We start from the raw sequence: 23,014 nt of genomic DNA, 5'->3' as shown, positions 1-23,014 counted from the left end.
GCGTCACTCCGTCCGGTCCGGTCCCGCGCTGTAGACGAGGAGCCCGCCGGGCACGACCCGCATCCGGAGCACGAAGGACGCCGCGCCCGTCGGTGCCGGCCGGTCGAGCTCGCCGTCGCGCCCGATCCGCGGCAGCACGCCGTCCCGGGCGCGGACGGTCATCGTGAGCTCCCTGGTCAGGAAGGACTCGATGCGGGACTTCGCGGGCATGAGCCGGAGCGCGCGGAGCACCGCGCCCGTTCGCCTGCCGAAGATGAGCGAGGTCACGGCGCGCAGCCTCGACCCTCCCGCGTGCAGCACGCGGACGTCGAGCACCCGGTCGTCCAGCCGCCGGCGCTGGAGGGTTGCCACCAGACGCGGGTCGTTGCGGTCGATGGAGACGAAGACGGACCATGCGCTCGCCCGTCGCCCGGCGACCGCCACGGTGACCGGGCGAAGGCGCCGGGCGAGCTTCGCCGCGGCGATGAGGGAGGCGAGCCACTTGGTCCAGCGCTCCTCGTATCCGCCCCGCAGCGCCACGAAGTCCGGGTAGACGCCCACCGAGGCGGCGTTGAGCACCGTGATCGGCTCGGCGTCGTCGACGGTCGCCTCGCCGACGTCCACCGACAGTCCCGCGCCCGCCTGCAGCGCGTCGATCGCCTCGTCGGCACTCACGGCGCCCACGGCCCGCGCGAAGTGGTTGAAGGTGCCCGCCGGCACGACGAGCAGCGGCAGCCCGTACTGGCGGGCGAGGTGCGCGACGGCCGACACGGTGCCGTCGCCGCCGGCGACCCCAAGTACCTTCGGGGGCCGCGGCCCGCGCATCGCGGCCGCGACGACGTCCTCCGCCCGCTGGCCCTTGCGCAGCACCCGGACGACCGCCCGCGGGAGCCGACGGTGCACGATCCGGAGCGGATCGCGCCGCGCGACGTGGCGGCCGGCGCTCTCGTTCGCGAGGATCAGGACTCCCTCGCCGTCCGCCGAGGACGGAAGGGCGACCGCGCGCCCGGGACCGCCGATGGGGTGCGACGGGACGCGCCAGGGCCGGATCGCTCCAAGGAGGGCGACGCCGGCTCCGAGGCCCACGCCGCCCACGACGTCGGACAGCCAGTGCGCCCCGGTGTGCAGGCGGGAGTAGGCCACGCCCGCGGCGACGGGACCGAGCAGCGCTCCGGCCACCGGCGCCTCGAGGGCCACCCCGGTTGCGAAGGCGGCCGCGCTGGCCGAGTGCCCTGAGGGGAACGACGGCGAGGTCGGGTGCCTGCGGAGCCGCCGGCCGACGGGGATGTCGTCGAGGAGCTGCCGATCTCCGCCGAAGACCCGCTTGCCGATGAGGTTCGCGAGGATGCTGGCGGCGGTGAGGGACAGCACCCCGCGGAGCGCGGCTCGCGGCCGTCCCCCGATCGCGAGGGCGGTCGCCGCCGCGAACCACAGCAGGCCGCGGTCCGCCGCGTGCGAGAGCCGCCGGAATGCGGTGTCGACGCGGACGGAGTCCGACGCTCCGTTGATCCAGGTGGCCGCGCGCTCGTCCGTCTGCAGCACCCAACGCGGCATGAGGCGGGTGCGGCGCAGCGCGACCCTGGTCGCGCGGTACTTGCTCGGGCGGGACGGCATCAGATCACCCCGCTCGACGCGCTCCAGAGGTCGATGCCGCGGTCGACGGCGTGCCGGTCGATCTCGGTCAGCTCCTCCTCGGTGAAGTCCAGCCGGCCCACGGCCTCGACGTTCGTCTCGAGCTGGGCGACCGAGGACGCGCCGACGAGGGCGGACGTCACCCCGGCCTCGCGGAGCACCCACGAGATCGCGAGCTGCGCGAGCGTCTGGCCGCGGCCGGCCGCGATCTCGGCGAGGGCGTGGATGGCGGCGAGGGTCTCCTCGTTCACCATCTTCCGGGAGAGCGAGCCGGGCCGGGACGCGCGGGAGCCCGCAGGGATGCCCTGGCGGTACCGGTCGGTCAGAAGACCCTGCGCGAGCGGCGAGAACGCGATGCAGCCCACGCCGAGATCCGACAGCGTCTCGAGCAGGCCCTGCTCGATCCAGCGGTTGAACATCGAGTACGAGGGCTGGTGGATCAGCAGGGGCGTCCCGAGGTCGGCGAGGATCTCCGCCGCCCGGCGCGTCCGCTCCGGCGAGTAGGACGAGATGCCGGCGTACAGCGCCTTGCCGGACGCCACCGCCGAGTGCAGGGCGCCCATCGCCTCCTCGAGCGGCGCGTCCGGGTCGGCGCGGTGCGAGTAGAAGATATCGACGTAGTCCAGGCCCATGCGGGACAGGGACTGGTCGAGGCTCGCGAGGAGGTACTTCCGCGACCCCCGGTCGCCGTACGGCCCGGGCCACATGTCGTAGCCGGCCTTCGTCGAGATGACGAGCTCGTCGCGGAACCGCCCCAGGTCCCGGCGCAGGTGCTCGCCGAAGTTCGTCTCGGCGCTCCCGTAGGGCGGGCCGTAGTTGTTGGCGAGGTCGAAGTGCGTGATGCCGAGGTCGAACGCCCGGAGCAAAATCTCGCGCTGCGTGTCGAGCGGCACGGTGTCCCCGAAGTTCTGCCACAGCCCGAGCGAGACGGCGGGCAGGAGCAGTCCGCTGCGCCCGGTGCGCCGGTACGGCATGGAGGAGTAGCGCTCCTCATCGGGGAGATAGTTCACGTTCGTCATCCTGGCACGGGGGCGCGCCCGGGACGACGGGGGCGTCAGCCGCGGGCGGTCAGGCGCGCAGGGTGCGCGAGAGGAACCGCACGAACTCCGTGACGAGGCGCTTCCGGGAGGTGGCCCGCCGGTACACGTGGCCCTCCCCCGGCAGCTCCAGGTACTCGACCGGCCGGCCCAGGTGCTGCAGGGCGGCGACGATCTGATGCGCCTCCCCGATGGGCACGTTCGTGTCGTGCTCGCCGTGGACGACGAGCAGCGGGACCTCGATGTTCGCGGCCGCGCGCAGCGGGGAGATCGCCTTGAGCAGCTTCCGGTCGCGCTGGGGGTGCCCGTACTTCGGGAACGCCGCGGAGGCGATCCACGGCTCGGTGTCCCGGTAGAAGGTGCGGAGGTCGGACATCCCGCAGATGTCGACGCCGGCCGCGAAGAGGCCGGGATGGAACGCGAGCGCCGCGAGGGTGAGGTAGCCGCCGTAGGAGCGCCCGGTCACGGCGATGCGTTCCGGGTCGGCGACCCCGATCGCCTCGAGGTGCGCCGCGCTGGCGAGCACGTCCGCGAACGCCCCGTACCGGCCGGCGATGTCGTCGGCGTGCACGAACTCCCGCCCGAACCCGCTGGAGCCCCGGATGTTCGGCGCGAAGACCGCGATGCCGGCGGCGACGAGCGCCTGGTGCTCGGGCGTGAAGTCCGGCCGCTCCTGCGACTCCGGCCCGCCATGGAACCAGAGGGTGGCAGGACCGGGCTCCGTCCGTCCCGGGACGCGGTACAGCCAGCCGGTCAGCTCGAGGCCGTCCGAGGAGCGGTACGTCTCGAGGGTCGGCGCGACGAGGGGGCGGTCGGGCAGCGGCGGCGTTTCGGTCACGGGCGTCCACGTCAGGGTGGCGACGTCCAGCCGCCACAGCGCCCGCGGCCGCTCGGGTCCGTCGACCGTGACGACGACGGAGGAGCCGTCGCGGCTGAGGACGGGATCCGACGCCACCGTGCCGGGCAGGTCCGGGACGTGGATCCGCTCCTCGGTGAGCGCGTCCATCAGCTCCAGCTCGCTGCGGCCCGCGACGTTCCAGACCAGCATGAGGACGGTGCCGGCGTCGTCGGCGTCGATGTCCTCGAGCTCCGCATCGTCCCGGGCGGCGAGCGTGCGGGGGGCGTCGTGGCGTCCGCCGGGAGCGAGCGGCGCCGCGACGAGCTGGCGCCGCGGGCGGCCGGCGTCGGTGACCAGGTACGCGACCGCCGGGTGGGGATCGTCCTCGGGCGCGCGCCGCACGAACGCGACCTCGGTCGATCCGGTCTCGTCCGGCGGGAGGAGGCGGTGGTCCCGGTCGGTGAGGCGGTCCACGACGACGCAGAACTCGTGCCCGCGACGCCCGTCCCGGAGGACCAGGAGGCGCTCCTCCATCGAGATGTCGAGCACGTGGATGAGCTCGCCGACGGCGAGCTGGGTGAGCTCCCCCGTGGCCGGGTCGGCGAGGTAGCAGGACGTGCCCTCCCCTGGATGCGGCGAGGGCACCATCACAACGACACGGTGGCCGCTGCGGGTCCAGGGTCCGAGCTCCGCGTGCACGTGCCGGTTCCCGGCGACGCGGCGGGCGTCGGTGCCGTCCGGCCGCACGACCCACACCTGCGTCCGCACTCCGCCGTCGGTCGCGACCGCGCACGACAGCCAGGCCCCGTCCGCGGACCACTCCACCGCGACGACCGGATCCTCGGTCAGCGGCACACGAGTGGCCGGTGCGGGGGCCGGTTCGAGGTCCTGCACCCAGAGCTCGGGCATGCCGGAGCGGTCGCTGATGTAGGCGACGCGATCCGCGTTCCTCGTCATCGTGGGGCTCCAGCATCCCCACGCGTCCACGAGCTGCTCGCCGAGCTCGACGGCCTCCTCGACGCTGGTGCGGACATCGGGCAGAACGCGGTCAGTCATCGGATTCCGTTGGTCTGCAGCCACATCTCGAGCAGGGCGAGCTGCCAGAGGGCGTTCGAGCCGAGTGTGGTGCGGGTCTCGTTGGGAGCGGCGAGCATGCGCTCGACCGCCTCGGGGGCGAAGAGGCCGCGGCGGACGGCGGCCGGGTCGGTCAGGGCGTCGCGCACGCGCTCGAGGTACGGGCCCTGCAGCTGGCGGATCGCGGGCACCGGGAAGTAGCCCTTCCGGCGGTCGATGACCTCGTCGGGCACGATCCCCCGCGCGGCGCGCTTCAGGACGCCCTTCCCGCCGTCGGCGAGCTTCAGCTCGGGTGGGATGCGGCCCGCGAGCTCGACGAGCTCGTGGTCGAGGAAGGGCACGCGCGCCTCCAGGCCCCACGCCATCGTCATGTTGTCGACGCGCTTCACCGGGTCGTCGACGAGCATCACGGTCGTGTCGTTGCGAAGCGCGGCGTCGACGGCGGTCTCGGCGCCGGGCCGGCCGAACGCCTCCTCAATGAACTCGGTGGGAGCGTCCGAGTCGATCAGCCACTCGGGCCGGAGCAGCCCGGCGAGGTCGGGCCAGCGGCGATCGAAGAAGACCTTCGCGTACGCCTCCACGGCATCCTGCCGCGGCACGTCCGCGAGCGGCGGGTACCAGTCGTAGCCGCCGAGGACCTCGTCGGCGCCCTGCCCGGACTGGACGACCTTGACCGACTTCGCGACGTCCTCGCTGAGCAGGTAGAAGGCGACAGCATCGTGGCTCACCATCGGCTCGCTCATCGCGCGCACGGCGCCGTCGATCCCGGGAAGTAGCCGCGAGCTGTCGATGCGGATCCGCGAGTGATCCGTGCCGAAGCGCTCGGCCACGATGTCGGAGTACTCGAACTCGTCGCCCGACTCGCCGCCGGCCGACTCGAAGCCGATGCTGAACGTCTTCAGCCCGTGCTGGCCGGCCTCCGCGAGAAGCGCGACGACGAGGCTCGAGTCGATGCCGCCGGAGAGCAGGACGCCGACCGGGACGTCCGCGACCATGCGCCGCTCGACGGCCGTCCGCAGGGAGGCGAGGAGCGCATCCTGCCAGTCCTCGTCGCTCCAGTCGGCTCGGTCGGGATCCCGCGTGAACTCGGGCGACCAGTAGAGGTGGTCCGTGCTGGTTCCGTCGGGCTCGATCACGCGGACGGTTGCGGGCGGAAGCTTGCGGACCCCGCTGAGGATGGTGCGCGGCGCCGGGACGACCGAGTGGAACGTCATGTAGTACGCGAGCGCGGTCCGGTCGATGGAGGTGTCGACGCCGCCGCCCTCGAGCAGGGCAGGCAGGGTGGAGGCGAAGCGGAGCCGGCCGGAGGACTCGGCGAGGTAGAGCGGCTTGATGCCGAGTCGGTCGCGCCCGAGGATCGCGCGGCCGCTGCCGTGCTCGATGATCGCGAACGCGAACATGCCGTAGAAGTGGTCGACGCAGTGGAGGCCCCACCGGTGGTACGCCTTGCCGATGACTTCCGTGTCGGACGTCGAGAAGAAGCTGTAGCCGGCGGTTTCGAGCTCGCGGCGGAGGTCCTTGTAGTTGTAGATGCAGCCGTTGAAGACGACGGTGAGCCCGAGCGGGCCGTCGACCATCGGCTGGGAGCCGGCAGCGCTGAGGTCGATGATCGAGAGCCGGCGGTGCCCGAGCGCCACACGGCCGTCGGTCCAGCTGCCCTCGCCGTCCGGTCCCCGATGCGACTGGCACGCCGTCATCCGCGCGACCGCGTCCCGGTCTGCTCTCGTCCCGTCGAAGGTCAGCTCACCGGCCAGGCCGCACATCGCCGTCCCCTTCCGCTCCGAGGATCCAGGTGTCCTTGGCGCCGCCGCCGCGGGAGGAGTTCACGACCATGCTGCCGTGCGGCGCGACCCGCGTGAGCCCGACCGGCGCGAGCACGACGTCCCCAGGTCCGGTGCCCCGGACGTGCACGAAGACGCGGAGGTCGATGTGGCGCGGCTCCAGCCGGGCGCCGGAGAACGTCGGCAGGGACGACAGTGGCACGACCTCCTGGGCCACCCAGGCCTCCGGACGGGCGAGGATCTCGGCCCGCCGGGTCGCGACGGCGATCGCCGGGGCGGCGGGACCGATGAGCACCCCGGCGCCGCCCTGCCCGTTCACCGGCTTGGTGACGAGCTCGCCCACCCGCTCGAGGACACTCTGCCGCTCCGTCTCGTTCTCGGGGCGGTAGGTCGGCACCGAGTCCAGCAGCGGATGCTCCCCCAAGTAGTAGTTGATGAGCTCGGGGACGGCGCAGTACAGCGCCTTGTCGTCCGCGACGCCTGAGCCGGGAGCGTTCGCGAGGAACACCGAGCCGGTCTCCGCGGCGGCCAGGAGCTCCGCTCCGATCGCCCGCCCGTCCGAGTCGGCGAGGTCCCGCAGCTCGTCGTCGAGCCGGAGGTAGAGCGCGCCGATGCGGGACCCGGTCGAGCGCATCCGGACCACGCCGTCCGCGACGTCCAGGTCGTCCGGCCGGATCAGCAGGAGGCCGGCACCCTCCGCGAGCCGCCGGTGCTCGTACCAGGCCTTCGCCTCCGGTCCCGGCGAGACGAGCGCGAGCGCGCCCTCCCGGGCCCCGGCGGCCAGCGTCTCACGCAGCATCGAGAACACGCGGCGGGGATCCAGCAGCGTCGGCGGCCGGGGCAGGTCCGGCAGCAGCGTGTCCGTCAGCTCGCGGGCCGCGATCGCGTACGCCGCTCCGCTCGGTGTCTGCGCGTTGTCCTCGAGCACCCGCCAGCCGCCGAACTCGTTGCGCACCAGGTCGAAGCCGATGATCGCGGCGCGCACCGTGCCCGGCGGCAGCCTCCGGCCCTCCTCGCGCCAGCCCGACGCCTCGCGGAGGTGGTCCTCGGAGATGACGCCGTCCTTGAGCACGCGCTGCTCGGTGTAGACGTCCTGCAGGAACAGCTCGAGCGCCCGAGCCCTCTGGAGCAGCCCGGCCTCGATCACCTTCCACTCGTGCGGCGTGATCACGCGGGGCAGGAGGTCGACGTCGAACGGGCGCGGGCGCCCGGCCACGACGAAGCTGAGGCCCCGGTCCGTGGCCCAGCGCTCCTTCGCGTCCTTAAGCTGCGTGAGCCTCGACTCGTCCAGCCCGCGGAAGTGGGTCAGGAGGTCGCGGTAGGGCGCACGCGGCACCGAGCCGAGCCCGACCGCCTCGTCGCCGGCGCGGGTGCGGTAGCCGGGCAGGGTGGGCGCGGCCGGGACCTCTCCCCCGGCGGGCCCCTCGGTCTCGCGGACGACGAGGTCGACGACGTCCTCGAGGCGGCCGCGCTCGGCGAACGCCGCACGCTGGCGGTCGGCGGAGGTTCCGCGGGCGACGACCGTCGCGGCGAGCTCCCGCACCTGGTCCCAGTCCCCGAGCTCCTCGAGCTGGGGCCGCAGCTTCGCGAGCAGACCCCGGACCGCATCCGGTGCGGGCACCGGCTTCGGATGCTCTCCGCCGTCGAGGAGCTTGCCGGAGAGGCCGCCGCGGGCCGCCTGCCACATCGCGGCCCGGTGCAGCGGCACCGCCTGCGGCACGAACGGTCGCCCGGCCTCGATGTCGAGCTCGGCGGCCCGGACCGCCGCGCGGAACAGGCCGGCGACGAGGATGGCGTCGTCCACGAGCGGACACGCATCGCAGATGCGCAGCTCGAGGGTCGGCGCGTGCGCGGAGGGCCGGACGTCGAAGTACGCCATTTTCGCGTCGGCGATCACGCCCGAGGAGATGAGGTCCTCGAGCAGCGCGTCGTACTCGGCCGCGGAGCCGACCGGCCCGGTCGCCCCGGCCGTCGGCCAGCGCTGCCAGATGATCGAGCGGATGCTGGCGTAGCCCGTGTCGTGCTCGTTCCAGAACGGGGAGCTGGCCGAGAGGGCGAGGAGGACGGGCAGCTGCGGGGACACGCGCTGCATGATCGCGACGGCGAGGTCCCGATCCGAGACACCGACGTGGACCTGGAGGCCGCAGATCAGCTGCTCGTCGACGAGGAGCCGGTACTGCTCCTGCATGCGGCCGTAGCGTCCGGTGTTCGTGAGCTCGAAGTCCGCCAGCGCGGAGAGCGGCGCGGTGCCGACCGCCGCGATGCCCACACCGTCCGGTGCGCCGGCGTCGAGGACGCCCTTCCGCAGCCGCAGCAGCTCGGCGCGGAGGTCGTCGAGCGAGGACACCACGGCCGTGTTGGTCTCGACGGTCGTCCGCTGGAGCTCGGCGGAGTAGCTCTCACTGGGTAGGCGGGAGAGCAGCTGCGGCGCGCGCGCCGCCAGCTTCCCACTCTCCCGGTCGATGAGGTGGAGCTCTTCCTCGGCGCCGAGAGTCAGCTCCGCGGACATGTGCGCAGTCTATGGGCGGGGCCTGGCTCGGCGTTCAGGTGCCCGTAACACCCCCGTCACCTGCACCGATCGGCGCTCCGTCCTGGCGCACGCCTGGCGCTCAACAGGCAGGATCGCCGCCGACAGGAGAAACCGCGGCGTGTCGGCCTGTTGGCGTCGATGGTGCCTGTTGAGCGCGAGTGAGCGTCGGGGAGGGTCGGCGGTCGCGGGCTCCGGTCGGACGCCGAGCTACCCCGGCTGCTAGTTGAGCGGACGCGTACCGCTCGGCACGACGCCGCCGGCGTACAGGTCGCGGGCCGCGTCCTCGAGGGCGGTGAGTGCGATGCGCTGCGTCCACGGGCCGTGCGACACGCGGGCCACGCCGAGCTCCTGCAGGCGCGGCGGCGTCTGCGACCCGGGGACGCCGATCAGGCTCACCTTCCGGTCGCCGATGCCCGCCACCAGCTCCTCCATCTCCTCGTCGGTGAGCCTGCCGGGCACGAACACGCACGTCGCACCCGCCTCGAGGTACGCCACCCCGCGCTCGACCGCGTCCGCCAGGATTTCGCCCGTCGGCCGGTCGCCTCCGCGGACGAACGCGTCGGTGCGGGCGTTGAGCGCGAACGGCACCCCTTCCGCTTCGGCCGCCTGAACAGCCGCGCGGACGGCGGCGATCGACTCGTCGAGCGGCTTCATCCGGTCCTCGAGGTTCGCGCCGACGACACCGACTCCAATCGCGCGGCGGATCGTCTCGCCCGGGTTCCCGTACCCCGCCTCGAGGTCGGCGGAGACCGGAAGGTCGCCGGCGGCGGCCACGATGCGGCCGATCATGTCGAGGTGGAGGTCGAGGGGGATCTTCTCCCCGTCCTCGTAGCCGAAGGTCGCCGCGATCGAGTGGCCGGCGGTCGCCAGAGCCGTGGTCTCGGGAAGGCCGGCGACGACTCTGGCGCTGATCGCGTCCCAGACGTTGACGAGGCACAGGATCTCGGGGGCCTCGTGCAGTTCGATGAGGCGACGGCCCCGTGCGCTGATGTCCATGCCGGTCACGGTACGCCCGCCTCCCGCTGCTCAGGCACGGGTTGTCGAGCCGGAACCGGGACGGCTACGGCGCGGGCGGCAGGCGGGGCCGGTCAGCTAGGCGACCGGGGCACCGAGTCCGAGCGCGTCGAAGTCGACGACGAGGGCGGCGCGCGATCGGGTCGCGGCGATGAGGCGGGCGTTCGGCTCGTCGACCTCGTCCGCCCAGGCTGCGGCGGCGTCCGGGGCCTTCCCGAAGCGGACGTGCCGGGCGATGAGACGCGCGCGCCGCACCTCGTGCTCGGTCTCGGTGAACCACACCTCCGTCAGCTCGCGGTGGACGTGCGGCCACGGGTCCGGGTCCGTGAGCAGGTAGTTGCCCTCCGTGACGACCACCCGGGCGTCCGGGGGCACCGGGATGCTCCCCGCGATCGGCTGCTCGAGGTCCCGCTCGAACGCCGGCGCGTACACGGTGTTCCCGGTCTCGGCCCGGAGGCGGCGGAGGAGGGCGAGGTAGCCGTAGGCGTCGAAGGTGTCGATCGCTCCCTTGCGGTTCCGGCGGCCGAGCCGGTCGAGGGCGGCGTCGGCGAGGTGGAACCCGTCCATGGGGACCCACACGGCGGGCAGGCCCTCGCCGTCGAGCGTCGTGGCGATCCACTCCGCGAGCGTCGACTTCCCGGCGGCCGGCGCGCCGGTGATGCCGAGCAGCACGCGCTCGCTCCCGTCGGCGAGGGCGCGGACCCGGTCGAGGAGGCTCTGGGCGGTGGGGGCGGTCACGGCCGCCATGCTACGGCCGCCCAGCCCGCTGCTTCCGCCTTCCGAGCTGCGCCCTCGAGCCGCGGGCCGGCTGCGGCCCTCGGGTCATACGCTCCCGGGGCTTCCGCTCCAAGCAGCGAATCAGCCCAGGTCCTTGCGCGGTCGCCTCCGGAGCCCCGCCCGAGCAGCGGATCAGCCCCGGTCCTCGGGGACCCTCAGCCACCGGTTCCGGGAGCGGCGCGTGACCCGAGCATCGAGCACCTCGGCGAGCTGTCCCGCGACGGATGCGGCATGGGCGGCGATCTGCCGCGCGATCTCGTCGTCCTCCGCGGTGAAGCGCACGACGAGGCGCGGCTCGCCCCGGACGACCGCCACGCTCGACGCCTCGAGCGTCGTCAGCTCCTTCACCGCGTCGGCGGCCGCCGGAAGCACCGACTCGGGCGGAACGCCCGGCCGCAGAGCGCCGACCGTGAGGGTCACCCGGTACGACGGCACCCGATCACGCTAACGGGACCGCTCGGCGGACGCCGCGGGGACAGCCCATCAGCCCGCCGGAGTGCTGTCCGGCTCCGGAGTGGACTCCGCTGTCGGCGCGGTCGTCGGGGGCGGGGACGGCTCGGACGGGGAGTCGGAGGCAGGTTGCTCCCCGTCCGACCCCGCCGGCGCTCCGTCCTCCGGTGCAGGCTGATCGTCGGTCGTCGTTCCGCCGAGCGGCTGCCCGGACTCCTCGTCCGTCGGCTCCTCGGTGGGCGCTGCCTCCGCCGGGCGTGACGGCGCCGGTGTCGGCGCACTCCCGCCCCCGGGAACGGCGGCAGGATCGGCGGAGATCACGGCCGCAATCCGGGTGCGGAATTCGCTGAGTCGAGCTTCGAGCTCCGACAGAGGAACCTGCGCGATGTTCGACCCCAGCTCCCCGAGCTCCGCCCAGATCGACTCGAGCTCGGACAGCGTCCCGGCGCTCAGGGGCCCGTTCAGGGTCAGGACGAGCTGCTGCGCGAGTGCGTAGCTGACGCACTCGATGCAGTTGTAGTTGACCGCCGCGGCGATGTTCTGCGGCACGACGACGTCGGCCTGTCCCACGACGAGCACGACCTGGAAGCCCACGGCGACGGCGGCGCACCCCGAGCAGCTGGCGAAGGCGTACGCCTCGTTCGTCGTGTCGACCGTCTCGTCCTCGACCCACACGAGCGCGAACGCGACGTTGTAGACGACGCTGCCGTCCGTCGTGTTCACCGCTAGGGCTTGGCTGCTCCCATCCCGAGGCGCCGTCGGGCGGTCGAAGGGGAAGACCCATGACGGTCCCGAGCCGGCGTCCCCGCTGCCCGCTCCCGCAGCGCGGGGCAGGAGCACCAGCGCGAGCGCGGGATCGTCCGCGGTCGGCCGCTGCGCGTCCTCCGGCCACACGACAACCTGCTGCCCGGCCGTTCCGGCGGTCAGCGTCCCCTCGTCGGCGGGAACCAGCGCGCGCACCGCGGACAGGACCGTGCCGTCCTCGTACGCCTGCACGGGCCGGTACACCTGCGGGGAGGGCCACCACGCCCAGGCGAGTGCCGCGACGAGCGTCGCGCCCACCACCGCGGCGACGCCGCGCCGGACCGGACGCCCCTGAGTTCGGCGCCAGGTCCGGGCCACCGTCTGCCGTGCCATCCGGACGAGGAGATACGCCATCCCGGCGACCGGGATCGCGATCGCGATCATGGCGAGCACGTGACCGGCCACCGCTCCAGCGTCCCCGCCCGCGTCGCCGAGCAGCTGGACCTGCTCTCCGAGCTCGCCGAGCGCAGTCCCGACGATCCGCGGGAAGGCCAGGATCAGGAGCACCGCCGTGAGCACCAGCAGCGGCACCACGAGGAGCACCCACACGGTGATCACGGCGCGCGCCCATGGCTTCAGCTCGCGCGACTCCGGGCTCCGCCAGCGCCACGGAAGCAGGCCGCGCAGCGTCGGGCCGATGCGCTGGAAGAGGTCCGGCACACCGGTCGCGTCGGCGAGCACGTGGTAGCCGTCGAAGCGGACGAACGGCGCGAGCTGCCGGACCATCAGCAGCAGCTGGCTCGCGACCACGAGGAGCAGAGCGTCGTCCCGTGTGAGGAGCCAGACCGCGGCGATGAGGACGGCGACGATCGCGTTGAAGTAGAGACCGCCCAGATCCGTCCGCAGCCGCCCCCACCGCCCGAGCCGGTAGGAGTCGGTGACGTCGGTGTAGAACGCCGGCCAGACCAGGTAAAGCCCTGCTCCCATCCGGCCGGGCGTGGCCCCGGCGCGGGTGGCGGCGGCCGCGTGACCGAACTCGTGGAAGGCCGCGGACAGCACGGTGATCACGAAGACGAGGAGCAGCAGGGCCGGCCGGTCGAAGGCCTGGCGGGTGGCAGCGGCGAGCCCGCGCTCGAACAGGACCCACCAGCCGACGACGGCGAACGCGAGCAGCACCGGGACGACGAGGAACGGTGTGAACAGCCGCGCGAAGGGTGCGGTCAGCGTGCGGGTCCGCTCGGGGTCGGTGACGGCGACCCGGAACCGCATGCGCAGCAGCGGATCCGATCGCTTGACCTCGGGCTCCCCGCCGTCGAGCCGCCGGATGAGCCCGAGGGGAAGCAGCTGCGACATCAGCAGCGTTCGCACATCGCCGGCCTCGACCCGGCGTCTCGTCTCCGCGCCGACCCGCCGTGCGATGTCCTCGAGTGTGCTGGTGCCGTCCGCCGCCGACAGCACCCGGTACAGCAGGGGCGTCAGCTGCAGCACCTGCCCGTCGCCGCGTCGCACGAGCGCGGGCGGTTCCCGGTAGCCGGAGCCCTCCATGTCGCCGAGCAGCTGGACGCCGGCGGCCCGAGCAGGGACCCACCGAGGCGCTGCCGGCGGAGTCGGATCCGGCGGGCCGCCCGAGGTGGACGGCCCGCCGGTGTCGACCGTCATCTACTGCTGCAGGTCCGACTGCTGGTCGGCCGAGGCGGTCGCCGCGCCGTCGATCTGCTGGCTGATGATCGCGTCCTGCTGGGCGACGGCCGTTGCCTCGCTGTCGATCGAGGCGACGTTGGCCGCCACCGCGGCGTCGATGGGGGCCGCCACGTTGGCGTTCGCGGCGACCGCACCGTTGATGGGCGCGGCCAGACCGGCCGCGGCGTCGAGATTGAGGTCGACGTCGAGCAGGTCACCGGTGAGCGCAGACCCCACTTCGTCCACCGTCTCGCCGACCTCCGGCAGCGTGCCGCCGACGTCGGGAAGCGTGCCGTCCGGCAGTGCCCCACCCGCATCCGGCAGCGTGTCGTCCGGCAGTGCGCCACCGGGCAGTGCGCCAGCATCGGGCAGCGTGCCGTCGGGCAGTGTGGTGGTGGCAGCGGCGGCGGTGCCGTCCGCACCCGCGGTGCCGGCGGTCTCCCCTGCCGTCGAGTCCTGGTCGATGCCGCTCTCCTGCGTGGCGGTCGCCGTGGCGTCGGCGTTGATGCCCTGGTCGATCACCACGCCCTGATCGGCGAGCGCCTGCGCGGTCGATCCGTCGGACAGAATGTTGGCGCCGACGGCCGCGTCGATGGGCGCGGCGACGTTGGCGTTGGCCGCGACCGCGAGGTCGATGGGGGCCGCGACGTCGAGGTCCAGGTTGAGGTCCGCGTTGAGGTCGAGGATGGACGCGACCTCCTTGTCGGGCAGTGCCGTCGCGGACTCCGCGGCGAGCTCGTCCTTCGACAGCGGAGCGAATTCCTGGTCGTGCACGTGATCTCCCTTCCCGGATGCCGTATTCCGCATTCCTCACACGACGGTAGGGCGAAGCCCTGCACCCCGATCGAGGGGTTGCGTCTTCGGATCGGTCGTTCGGAGTCCGGCGCGCGTCGTGGCCGCGGCTCCCGCTACCGTCGGCTCCGAGGGGAAGGAGAAGGGATGCCACCCGAGCGCGCGACGGAGGAGTTCCCGGACGAGGCAGCGTTCGAGGAGTGGCTGGCCCGCAACCACGACACGTCCCCGGGCATCTGGCTCCGGCTCGCCAAGAAGGGCTCCGGAATCGCCTCCGTCACGTACGACCAGGCTCTGCTGGTCGCCCTCTGCTGGGGCTGGATCGACGGGCAGAAGCGGCCGCAGGACGACCGCTACTGGCTGCAGGGGTTCGGCCCGCGCACGTCGCGCAGCCCCTGGTCGAAGAGGAACAGGGATTTCGCGGAGAAGCTCATCGCGGACGGGCGGATGCAGCCCAGCGGCCTCGCCGAGGTGGAGCGGGCCCGCGCCGATGGGCGGTGGGAGCGCGCGTACGAGGGGCAGCGATCCGCCGAGCTCCCGGACGACTTCCTGGCCGCGGTCCGGCAGGACCCGGACGCCGAGCGGTTCCTCGAGCAGCTCGACAAGGCGAACCGGTTCGCGATCTTCTACCGCATCCAGGAGGCTAAGCGGCCCGAGACCCGCGAGCGTCGCATCCGGAACTTCGTCGAGATGCTCGCCCGAGGCGAGAAGCTCTACTGACCGCCCGAGGTGTCGTCGGGGAGCTGCAGCGCGGGCTCCATGCGAGCGAGCTGGCGCTCGATGCCGATCTGGACGACCCTCACGCGCCCGGCCAGCTCCCTCGCGGGCGAGAGGAGCAGGCCCGCCTTCATCCCTCCGAACGTCACGGTCAGGTCGGCCGGCAGCACCGCGGGGTCGGGGACGCTGCCGTCGTCGGCGTCCACGCCGCTCGGCAGGTCGACGGCGACGACCGCGGGGGCCTCCGGACCGCCGAGGAGGGGCTGCAGCCGCATCACGACGTCGCGGGCGGCGCCCTGCAGGGCGGAGCGGCCGGAGGAGCCGGTGCCGAAGATCCCGTCGACGATCACGTCGGCCGTCGCGGCCGCCTCGACGGCCTCGTCGTCGGTGACGATCTCCGCCCCGGCGGCGAGGGCGGCCGCGAGCCCGTCCTCGTGGACGCGGCCAAGCACAAGCAGCACGAGGATACGCTTGCCCTTCGCCGCGAGCTCGGCGCCGGCGTAGAGGGCGTCTCCGCCGTTGTTTCCGGGCCCGACGAGCAGCAGGACGCAGGGGCGAGCGTGCCGGAGCCGCCCGTCACGCCGCCGCTCGGCGATGACGCCGCGGATCTCCGCCGCGAGGCCGGCGGCCGCCCGTTGCATGAGCGGCTCATGGTTCGCGAGGTGCGGGGCCTCCGCGGCGCGGATCTGTGCGGCGGAGTATCCGACGGGCATCCGCGCCTCCTCGGTCAGGCGGCCAGCTTCTCCCGCAGCTCCGGGTCGCTCGGCTCGACGAGGTGCGAGCCGTCCGGGAACACGATCACGGGGATGTTCGTGCGTCCGCTGATGGCGCGCGCCCGGTCGGCGGCGTCCTCGATCTCCACGGTGTCCACATAGTCGTAGTCGACACCGAGCGCGTCAAGCACCCGCTTCGAGCGGCGGCAGTCGCCGCACCAGTCGGCGCCGTACATGGTGATCCGGGAGGGAGCAGTGTTCGCAGTCATCATTAGGGGAAGACAACCAACGGCCCCGATCAATTCCCGGGGCGGCATGTCGGCTCGGGGGAAGAATGCAGTACATCGGGGTGGACCTCGCGTGGGGGGAAGGGACGGAGGGCCGGCAGGCCAAGGAATCGGGGTTCGCGGTGCTCGACTCCGGCGGGCGCATCCTCGATGCCGGGTGGCTTCGAGGCATAGAGGCAGTAGCGGAGTGGCTCATCGAGACGGCCAAGCCCGGCTGCATCATCGCCGTCGACGCACCGCTCGTGGTCGCCAACTCGACCGGGATGCGCGAGTGCGAGCGCGAGGTCGGGCAGGCGTACGGCCGATGGCGCGTGGCGGCGAACGCCAGCAACGCCGGCCTGGGCTGGCTCGGCGGCGTGACCCTCCGCGGACAGCTGGAAGCGGCCGGCTTCGACTACCTGGACGGGACGCGGCCGCCCGCTCCCGACGCCCGCGGGTTCTTCGAGTGCTACCCGTACACGACTCTGGTGGGAATGGAGGAGCTCGGCTACGAGATCGAGCGGCCGCGCTACAAGAGGCTCATCCCCGGCATGTCGGCGCCGGACGCACGCCTGCAGCGAGCGACCGAGTTCGATGAGCTGATCCGGCGGGTCGGCGACCTCGCGGACGCGGTGCCACCGGTCGACCTCCGCTCGCACGACCTGACTCGCACTCTCCTCGACGAGCCGTCCACGCCGGTCGCGACCGACCACAAGCACCGCGAGGACCTCCTGGACGCCGTGCTTTGCGCATGGACGGCTGCGATCTGGCACGTGCACGGGGACGAACGGGTACAGGTCCTAGGCCGAACGAGTGATCCCGACTCGAACGGACGGCGGGCGACGATCGTCGCTCCTGCTCGTCCTGAGCAGCGGCTCGACTCGATGGATCGGGTCAGGAGGCGCCGGGCGCCCCGGGACGCGGCGGTGACAGCTCCGCCGGCCGAACCGGCTCCGCGGCACGAGCTCCTGACGTCGCTGCTGGCCGCGGCGACGCTCGAACTCGCTCAATTGGACGACGCGGACGAACCACTTCGGTCCGCCCTCGCCTCGCTTCAAGTCCAGGCGGACCGTCTCCTGACGTAGACCTACCGGGCTGCGGTCTGGCCAAGCAGAATCTCGGCGAACAGGTTCGGCGGCGGCGTGTCGTGCTGTTGAACGACATCGCCGCCTGTTGAGCGCGAGGGCGGACGGAGCCTCACGCCCCGCGCTGACGGGACTACGGTACGGGAACGGTTTGCCCCGGGCACGTGTCGAGGACGCGGGCGATGGCGTCCCGCTCCGCAGCTGTCACCCACAGCCGGTACGCCGCCTTGACCGCCACCTGCCGCGCCACGTACTCGCAGCGGAACGGGCGGTTCGCCGGCAGCCACGTCGCGGCGTCACCGTCGCCCTTCTGACTGTTGGCCGAGCCGTCGACCGCGAGCAGGTTGAGGGGGTCATTGGCGAACCGGATCCGCTCCTCCTGGGTCAGCTGCTGGGCGCCCTTCTGCCAGGCGTCCATGAGCGCGACGACGTGGTCGATCTGCACGAGCGAGCTCGTCGCCTCGCCGCGGACGAAGGAGATCGTCCTGCCGGTGAAGGGATCCGAGAGGGTGCCGCTCAGCACCTTGCACGGACCGGACAGGAGCTCGCCGTCGAGGTCCCGCTGCAGGATGTCGTTGCGGGTGTCGCACCCGTTGCGGTCGACGTCGAGCCATGCGGTTCCGAAGTCCTCCTCGCGGTCGTACCCCGTCTTCGGAGCCCGCCCCTTCACCTCGAGGGTGGCGAGCACGTCGACCGCCAGACTCGATGACGGGATGCTGGAGGGCCCGGCGCTCGGGGACGCTGCCGGTGGCGCGATCGGCGGCGCCGGGGTGACCGCTGACGAGGGATCGGCCGGACCCGCGAGCACCGGCGGCAGATTCCCGCCCGTGATCACGACCGCGGCGAGGAGAACCGCCGCCAGGGCGCCGAGCACCGCCCCGAACGTCAGCCCACGTGTCGTGCCTCGGCGTCGCCGTGACGCCCCACCGTTCCTCGAGCGCACGGCACCCCTCCCCCGGTCCCGCGCGTGGACCTCCGCCACGCTAGGCGGCGGGGGCGAGCGGCTCCGGGAGCCGCTGCGCGTGTCCCGCGGGCCCAGTTCGCACTCGGCGCTCACCCGCTGGCCCCGCTGCCAGGCGGTGCCACCGATCCGCGGCCGCACCCTTTCAGATCGCGAGGCGACACGCCATCCCCGTTCCCGAACTCCGCCCTCGATGCCAGGCTGAGGCGGTGGCGGTGGAACTGGCACCGATGCCCGAGGGCCGGCTCGAGGAGTGGCTGACGCTCGCGCTCGAGCACTACGTCGAGTCGCGGGAGCAGGCGGGCGACTCGCATCAGCAGGCCCGCGCCCGCGCCGAGCGGTCGATGGCGACCTATTTCCCGGACGGGCATCCGCTCGAGGGCCACTTCGTCTACGACGTCGAGGCGGACGGCCGGCCGGTCGGCGCGCTCTGGATCGGGCCGCATCCGCAGGTGCCTGACGGCAAGTCGTGGTGGGTGTACGACATCGCGATCGACGAGGAGCACCGGCGGAAGGGCTACGGCCGGGCCGCGATGCTGCTCGCCGAGGACGAGGTCCGGAAGCTCGGCGGCACCAACCTCGGCCTCAACGTGTTCGGCTTCAACTCCGAGGCGCGGCGACTGTACGAGTCGCTCGGCTTCGAGACCGTCTCGCTGCAGCTGCGCAAGGACCTCCAGGGCGCCGAGGCGGAGCAGGACTGAGGGCGCCCGAGAGGCGGCACGGCGCCTCTCGGGCCCGACGGGCCCGGTCATCCACTCCGCGACGACGGGACTAAGGGCCACCCCCGCGTAACAGGCCCTCTGCCACCATCCCCGCATGACATGGGAACCGGGATCCCAGGATCCGCGCCGGCAGCAGGGCCAGGAACAGCCGCAGCAGCCGGCGGGAGATCCGTACGGCCAGGCGCAGCAGCAGCCTGCGGGCGATCCGCACTACCAGGCACAGCAGACGGACGGCGACTACTACGGAGCGTCGCAGCAGCCGGGAACGACGGCGTACCACGCCACGCGCCCCGAGCGGCCGGAGGGCGGGTACGAGGGTGCGGCGTACCCCTCCTACGACGCAGCGCAGCCGCAGTACGCGCCCTCGCAGCCGTACGCGCCCCGGCCGGCGACCATCGCCTATGGCGCGCCCCCCGAGAACAACGGCTACGCCGTGGCGTCGCTGATCCTGGCGATCGTCGGCATCGTGGTCGGGATCATCCCGTTCTTCATCGGGCTGTTCCTGAGCTTCGTGCCGTGCGTGCTCGGCATCGTGTTCGGCATCCTGGGCATCAACCGCTCGCGGCAGCTCCAGGGCCGCGGATTCCGCCTCGCGATGGCCGGCCTCGTCATCGCCGCGATCAACTTCCTGCTCTACTTCACCGGCTACGGCATCATCTGGTAGCCGCGGCCGATGCCGGAGATTCCAGGCGGGGATGAGCGGCGCGGCGGAGGGAGCTCCGCCTCCGCCGGGTCAGTCCTTCTTCGCGGCCGCCTTCATCGCCCGCTTGTGCTCTCGCACCTTGGTGAGCGAGTCCGGGTTCACGATGTCGGCGACCGACCGGTAGGACCCCTCCTCCCCGTACGGACCGGCCGCCTCCTGCCAGCCCGGCACGTCGACGCCGTACTGCTTCCCGAGCAGTGCGAGGAAGATCCGCGCCTTCTGGTCGCCGAAGCCCGGCAGCTCCTTGAGCCGGCGCAGCACCTCGGCGCCGTCCGGGTCGTCGCGCGTCCAGATCGCCGCCGCGTCGCCGTCCCAGTGCTCTGCGACCGCTGCGCACAGCGCCTGGGTCCGCCCTGCCATCGAGCCCGGGAAGCGGTGCACCGCGGGCGGCGTGCGGAACACCTCGGTGAGCCGCTCCTCGCTCTCCCCCGCGATCGCGTCCGCGCTGAGGCGTCCCAGCCGCTCCTGAATCTTCAGCGGCCCCGCGAACGCCGTCTCCATCGGCACCTGCTGATCGAGCAGCATCCCGATCAGCAGCGCGAGCGGATCGGCCGACAGCAGCTCGTCGGCGGCGGGATCTCCGGTGATGTGCAGCTCAGCGGCCATGCCGCTCATCCTCCCAGGCGCGCGGATGCGGCGGCACGGACCCGACGGGACGGTGCATTCCGGAGCACGGCCGAGCCCCCTTGCTGGGGCTTTCCCTTCCGCTCGACCATCGAGGGAGTGACGATAGAGGCGTCCGCCGCCAGCGTTGTCGGCTTGGACCCCGGACCCGGCGTCCTCCCCGCCGAGACCGGAGCCCATGGCGCGCTTGCTCCTCCCGGGCGCGGACCCTCCGATCCGCCGACCCGAAGGACTCCGATGACTCTCGCGCCTGAAAGCCCCACCTCCTCCGTTCCGCTCGACGAGCTCGCCGCGTCGCTCACCGGCAGGCTGCACCAGCCGGGCACCGACGACTACCGGCACCTCGCGACGCCCTGGAACCTCGCCGAAGAGACGCACGCGATGGCGGTCGTCGAGGCGAAGACGCCCGAGGACGTCGTCGCCACCGTCCGCTTCGGAGCCGCCCACGGAGTCGAGGTGGGCGTCCGTGCCACCGGGCACGGCATCATCAACCACCTCGGGAACACGATCCTCGTCCACACCGGGCATTTCGACGAGGTCACGATCCACCCGGACGGCTGGGCGCGGATCGGCGCCGGCGTCCAGTGGGAGCGCGTCATCGACGCGGCCGCCGAGCACGGGCTCGCGCCGCTCGCCGGATCGTCGCCGGGGGTCGGCGTCGTCGGCTACCTCACCGGCGGCGGGATCGGCCCGGTCGCCCGCACCTACGGCGTGGCCTCCGACCGGGTCCGGGCGTTCGAGGTCGTGACCGGCGACGGCGAGCTGCGCCGCGTGACCGCTCTCGAGCATCCCGACATCTTCTGGGCGCTGCGCGGAGGCAAGGGCGCGCTCGGCATCGTCACCGCCGTCGAGACCGAGCTGGTGCACCTCCGCACCCTCTACGGCGGCGCGGTCTACTTCGCCGCTGAGGACATCCCGAACGTCGTCCGCACGTGGGGTCAGTGGTGTCCCTCGCTCCTCGAGCAGGCGACGACGTCGATCGCGATCCAGCTCCTTCCGGAGATGCCGGACGTCCCGCCACCGCTCGCCGGCAAGCTGACGGTCGCCGTCCGCTTCGCCTGGGTCGGCGACCCCGCGGACGGCGAGCGCGAGTTCGCCCCGATGCTCGCCGCCGGGACCCCGATCCTCGGCGAGATCGGCGAGATGCCGTACACGCAGCTCGGGATGATCCATGCGGACCCGATCGACCCGCTCCCGTTCAGGGAGAACAACGCCCTGCTGCGCGAGTTCTCGCCCGAGACGGCGGAGGCGCTCCTCCGGGTCACCGGGCCGGACTCCGGCTTCCTGCAGATCATGGCCGAGGTCCGCCAGCTCGGCGGAGCCATCGCCCGGGCGTCGGACCACTCGAGCGCGTTCGTGCACCGGGACGCCCCGTACAACGTGCTGCTGATCGGCGTTCCGGTCGGTCCGGAGGGCGAGGCCGTCGTCGCGAACGGCGATGCGATCATCGACGCGCTGTCGCCCTGGGCGACGGGCGGCGGGCTACCGAACTTCTCCCCCGGCATGGTGGCGGAGGAGGTGGCCCGCAGCTACGACGATCTGACGCTGCGCCGGCTAGCCGATCTCATCGAGGAGTACGACCCGCAGCACGTGATCCGCGCGGGCCGCGCCATCCGGGAGGCGCTCGACCTGAAGTCGTAGCGCGCCGGCTCCTTCCAGTTCAGGGCCCGAGCCCCCACCGTGCTCCCTCCCCAGCGGAACCCTTCCCACGAGGATCGCCGGGGAGGGCGGCACCGCGGCGTCCCCGGCTACCCTCGCTGAGGTGACCCGCAGGAGCCCGCTCGTGACCAAGCCGCGGCTCACCGGCGCCGCCCTGCTGGTGCTCGCGCTCGCCCTCGTGCTGCTGTGGGTCGCGCTCACGGCTCGCGGCGCCGACGCGCCCGCCGGCGACGGGTCCTCCCCGGGCTCCCCCGCGTCCCCGGCGGCCGGTTTCGAGGGCGTCGCCGGGACGGCGGCGGTCGTGGAACGGGTCGTCGACGGGGACACGATCGTCGCCGAGGTGGACGGGGAGCGCGAGCGCATCCGGCTGCTGAACATCGATACGCCCGAGTCGGTCGCCGAGGACCGTCCGGTGGAGTGCCTCGGCCCGGAGGCCGCCGACTTCGCAAAGGACCTCCTCTCCCCCGGCGAGGAGGTCCGCCTGGTCTTCGACGTCGAGCCGCGGGACGAGTTCGGCCGCATGCTGGCCGCCGTCTACACCGAGGACGGCCGGAACGTGAGTGTCGAGCTCGCCCGCGCGGGGCTTGCCGAGGCGATCACCGTGGGCGAGAACGATCGTTTCCGCCCCGACGTCCAGGCCGCCATGGAGGAGGCCCAGGACGCGAGCCGCGGCCTCTGGGACCCGGACGGCCCCTGCTCGGGCTGACGGGACCCCGCCCTGCACCGACGGCCGAGAAGCCTCAGAGTCGGTCGAGGGGCGTCACCCTCGCATCCGGCGCACAGCGCGACCACGAGACGGCGAGGCGCAACTCGCCCCGCATGCGCTCCCTCCTACCGCCGAGCCGCCTCCAGCGCCGCGACCGTGAACGGCAGCCACGCGTCCGAGCTGCTGGCCGGGATCTGCACCCAGTCCTTGAACTCGTGTCGGGGTCCGGGCTGGAACACCGCCGCCCCCTCCACGTCCAGCGCCTCCGCGAACACGCTCGTGTTCCGCCCGAGCCGGATCCCCAGCACGTCGCCGTTAAGGCAGGCCACCATGGTGCGGCCGGTCATGAGCGTCGGCCGGCCCATCATCTGCGCCCGCTTCACGTCGGGCCCGAGGGACTCGATCAGCTCATCGAAGAGCCGCTGCGTGTCCTCGGACGGCTTCGGAACCCGCATCGAGCCGCCTCCTCCTCCCGCTGGCCGGGATGCGACCGATTATGGCGGCGGGGACCGACACTCGGCAGGAGCGCC

General features: G+C 72.9%; 21 protein-coding genes. 6 read left to right on the top strand and 15 right to left on the bottom strand.

Annotated features, from left to right (window positions below; translation table 11 throughout):
• Positions 1 to 3 precede the first annotated feature (3 nt).
• The 10 genes from J3P30_RS13765 to J3P30_RS13720 all read right to left on the bottom strand — a co-directional run bounded on the left by J3P30_RS13765 (position 4) and on the right by J3P30_RS13720 (position 14,310).
• The gene (locus J3P30_RS13765; RefSeq protein WP_210481573.1) at positions 4 to 1,593 is read right to left on the bottom strand and encodes a bifunctional phosphatase PAP2/diacylglycerol kinase family protein; all 1,590 of its coding nucleotides are present in this window, start codon (positions 1,591 to 1,593) and stop codon (positions 4 to 6) included.
• Positions 1,593 to 2,621 (bottom strand): L-glyceraldehyde 3-phosphate reductase, encoded by a 1,029-nt coding sequence (gene mgrA, locus J3P30_RS13760; protein WP_210481572.1) that lies wholly within the window; start codon positions 2,619 to 2,621, stop codon positions 1,593 to 1,595. Before mgrA ends, J3P30_RS13765 begins: the two co-directional genes overlap by 1 nt.
• 58 nt (positions 2,622 to 2,679) lie before the next feature.
• Positions 2,680 to 4,542, bottom strand: coding sequence for a S9 family peptidase (locus tag J3P30_RS13755; protein ID WP_210481571.1), 1,863 nt, complete (start codon positions 4,540 to 4,542; stop codon positions 2,680 to 2,682).
• Positions 4,539 to 6,323 (bottom strand): N-acetylglutaminylglutamine amidotransferase, encoded by a 1,785-nt coding sequence (locus tag J3P30_RS13750; RefSeq protein WP_210481570.1) that lies wholly within the window; start codon positions 6,321 to 6,323, stop codon positions 4,539 to 4,541. The genes J3P30_RS13755 and J3P30_RS13750 overlap by 4 nt, the downstream gene beginning before the upstream one ends.
• Positions 6,304 to 8,850 (bottom strand): carboxylate--amine ligase/circularly permuted type 2 ATP-grasp protein, encoded by a 2,547-nt coding sequence (locus J3P30_RS13745; RefSeq protein WP_210481569.1) that lies wholly within the window; start codon positions 8,848 to 8,850, stop codon positions 6,304 to 6,306. The genes J3P30_RS13750 and J3P30_RS13745 overlap by 20 nt, the downstream gene beginning before the upstream one ends.
• Positions 8,851 to 9,090: 240 nt before the next feature.
• Positions 9,091 to 9,867, bottom strand: coding sequence for an isocitrate lyase/phosphoenolpyruvate mutase family protein (locus J3P30_RS13740; RefSeq protein WP_210481568.1), 777 nt, complete (start codon positions 9,865 to 9,867; stop codon positions 9,091 to 9,093).
• Between the two features lie 96 nt (positions 9,868 to 9,963).
• Complete coding sequence (locus J3P30_RS13735) at positions 9,964 to 10,632, bottom strand: nucleoside/nucleotide kinase family protein (RefSeq protein ID WP_210481567.1); 669 nt, start codon at positions 10,630 to 10,632, stop codon at positions 9,964 to 9,966.
• 162 nt (positions 10,633 to 10,794) lie between these two features.
• A complete protein-coding gene (locus J3P30_RS13730; protein ID WP_210481566.1) occupies positions 10,795 to 11,097 on the bottom strand; it encodes a hypothetical protein in 303 nt (100 codons plus the stop codon).
• A gap of 48 nt (positions 11,098 to 11,145) precedes the next feature.
• Positions 11,146 to 13,515, bottom strand: coding sequence for a hypothetical protein (locus tag J3P30_RS13725; protein ID WP_210481565.1), 2,370 nt, complete (start codon positions 13,513 to 13,515; stop codon positions 11,146 to 11,148).
• Positions 13,516 to 14,310: a peptidoglycan-binding protein gene (locus tag J3P30_RS13720; protein ID WP_307807512.1), complete on the bottom strand. Its 795-nt coding sequence runs from the start codon at positions 14,308 to 14,310 to the stop codon at positions 13,516 to 13,518.
• 165 nt (positions 14,311 to 14,475) lie between these two features.
• Here J3P30_RS13720 and J3P30_RS13715 point away from each other — a divergent pair, with 165 nt between their 5' ends.
• Complete coding sequence (locus J3P30_RS13715; protein ID WP_210481563.1) at positions 14,476 to 15,048, top strand: YdeI family protein; 573 nt, start codon at positions 14,476 to 14,478, stop codon at positions 15,046 to 15,048.
• Here J3P30_RS13715 and J3P30_RS13710 read toward each other — a convergent pair.
• Complete coding sequence (locus tag J3P30_RS13710; RefSeq protein WP_246852780.1) at positions 15,042 to 15,758, bottom strand: NAD(P)H-hydrate epimerase; 717 nt, start codon at positions 15,756 to 15,758, stop codon at positions 15,042 to 15,044. The genes J3P30_RS13715 and J3P30_RS13710 overlap by 7 nt on opposite strands.
• Before the next feature lie 14 nt (positions 15,759 to 15,772).
• Entirely contained in the window at positions 15,773 to 16,030 is a 258-nt protein-coding gene (locus tag J3P30_RS13705; RefSeq protein ID WP_374058556.1) for a glutaredoxin family protein, read from the bottom strand.
• A 62-nt stretch (positions 16,031 to 16,092) separates the two neighbouring features.
• On the opposite strand from J3P30_RS13705, the gene J3P30_RS13700 reads away from it, so the two are divergent.
• Positions 16,093 to 17,109 (top strand): DUF429 domain-containing protein, encoded by a 1,017-nt coding sequence (locus J3P30_RS13700; RefSeq protein WP_246852779.1) that lies wholly within the window; start codon positions 16,093 to 16,095, stop codon positions 17,107 to 17,109.
• A 133-nt stretch (positions 17,110 to 17,242) separates the two neighbouring features.
• Here J3P30_RS13700 and J3P30_RS13695 read toward each other — a convergent pair whose 3' ends face one another.
• Positions 17,243 to 17,983, bottom strand: coding sequence for an HNH endonuclease family protein (locus J3P30_RS13695; RefSeq protein WP_307807511.1), 741 nt, complete (start codon positions 17,981 to 17,983; stop codon positions 17,243 to 17,245).
• Positions 17,984 to 18,279: 296 nt separating this feature from the next.
• On the opposite strand from J3P30_RS13695, the gene J3P30_RS13690 reads away from it, so the two are divergent.
• Together J3P30_RS13690 and J3P30_RS13685 are read left to right on the top strand one after the other, a co-directional pair.
• On the top strand, positions 18,280 to 18,771 hold the full coding sequence (locus J3P30_RS13690) for a GNAT family N-acetyltransferase (RefSeq protein WP_210481562.1): 492 nt from the start codon (positions 18,280 to 18,282) through the stop codon (positions 18,769 to 18,771).
• Between the two features lie 115 nt (positions 18,772 to 18,886).
• Entirely contained in the window at positions 18,887 to 19,456 is a 570-nt protein-coding gene (locus J3P30_RS13685; RefSeq protein ID WP_210481561.1) for a DUF4190 domain-containing protein, read from the top strand.
• 69 nt (positions 19,457 to 19,525) lie between these two features.
• Here the strand turns inward: J3P30_RS13685 and J3P30_RS13680 are convergent, their stop codons facing one another.
• On the bottom strand, positions 19,526 to 20,110 hold the full coding sequence (locus J3P30_RS13680) for an HhH-GPD-type base excision DNA repair protein (protein WP_210481560.1): 585 nt from the start codon (positions 20,108 to 20,110) through the stop codon (positions 19,526 to 19,528).
• A gap of 246 nt (positions 20,111 to 20,356) precedes the next feature.
• On the opposite strand from J3P30_RS13680, the gene J3P30_RS13675 reads away from it, so the two are divergent.
• Both J3P30_RS13675 and J3P30_RS15660 read left to right on the top strand, forming a co-directional pair.
• Positions 20,357 to 21,760, top strand: a complete 1,404-nt coding sequence (locus J3P30_RS13675) for an FAD-binding oxidoreductase (protein ID WP_210481559.1) — start codon at positions 20,357 to 20,359, stop codon at positions 21,758 to 21,760.
• A 121-nt stretch (positions 21,761 to 21,881) separates the two neighbouring features.
• Entirely contained in the window at positions 21,882 to 22,484 is a 603-nt protein-coding gene (locus J3P30_RS15660; protein ID WP_210481558.1) for a thermonuclease family protein, read from the top strand.
• 125 nt (positions 22,485 to 22,609) lie between these two features.
• Here J3P30_RS15660 and J3P30_RS13665 read toward each other — a convergent pair whose 3' ends face one another.
• The gene (locus J3P30_RS13665) at positions 22,610 to 22,939 is read right to left on the bottom strand and encodes a hypothetical protein (protein ID WP_210481557.1); all 330 of its coding nucleotides are present in this window, start codon (positions 22,937 to 22,939) and stop codon (positions 22,610 to 22,612) included.
• Positions 22,940 to 23,014 lie beyond the last annotated feature (75 nt).

This window comes from Naasia sp. SYSU D00948 (genome assembly GCF_017916515.1).
GTDB lineage: Bacteria > Actinomycetota > Actinomycetes > Actinomycetales > Microbacteriaceae > Naasia.
Note: the sequence above shows the minus strand (reverse complement) of the source record. Positions and strands in the feature narration are given on the sequence as shown.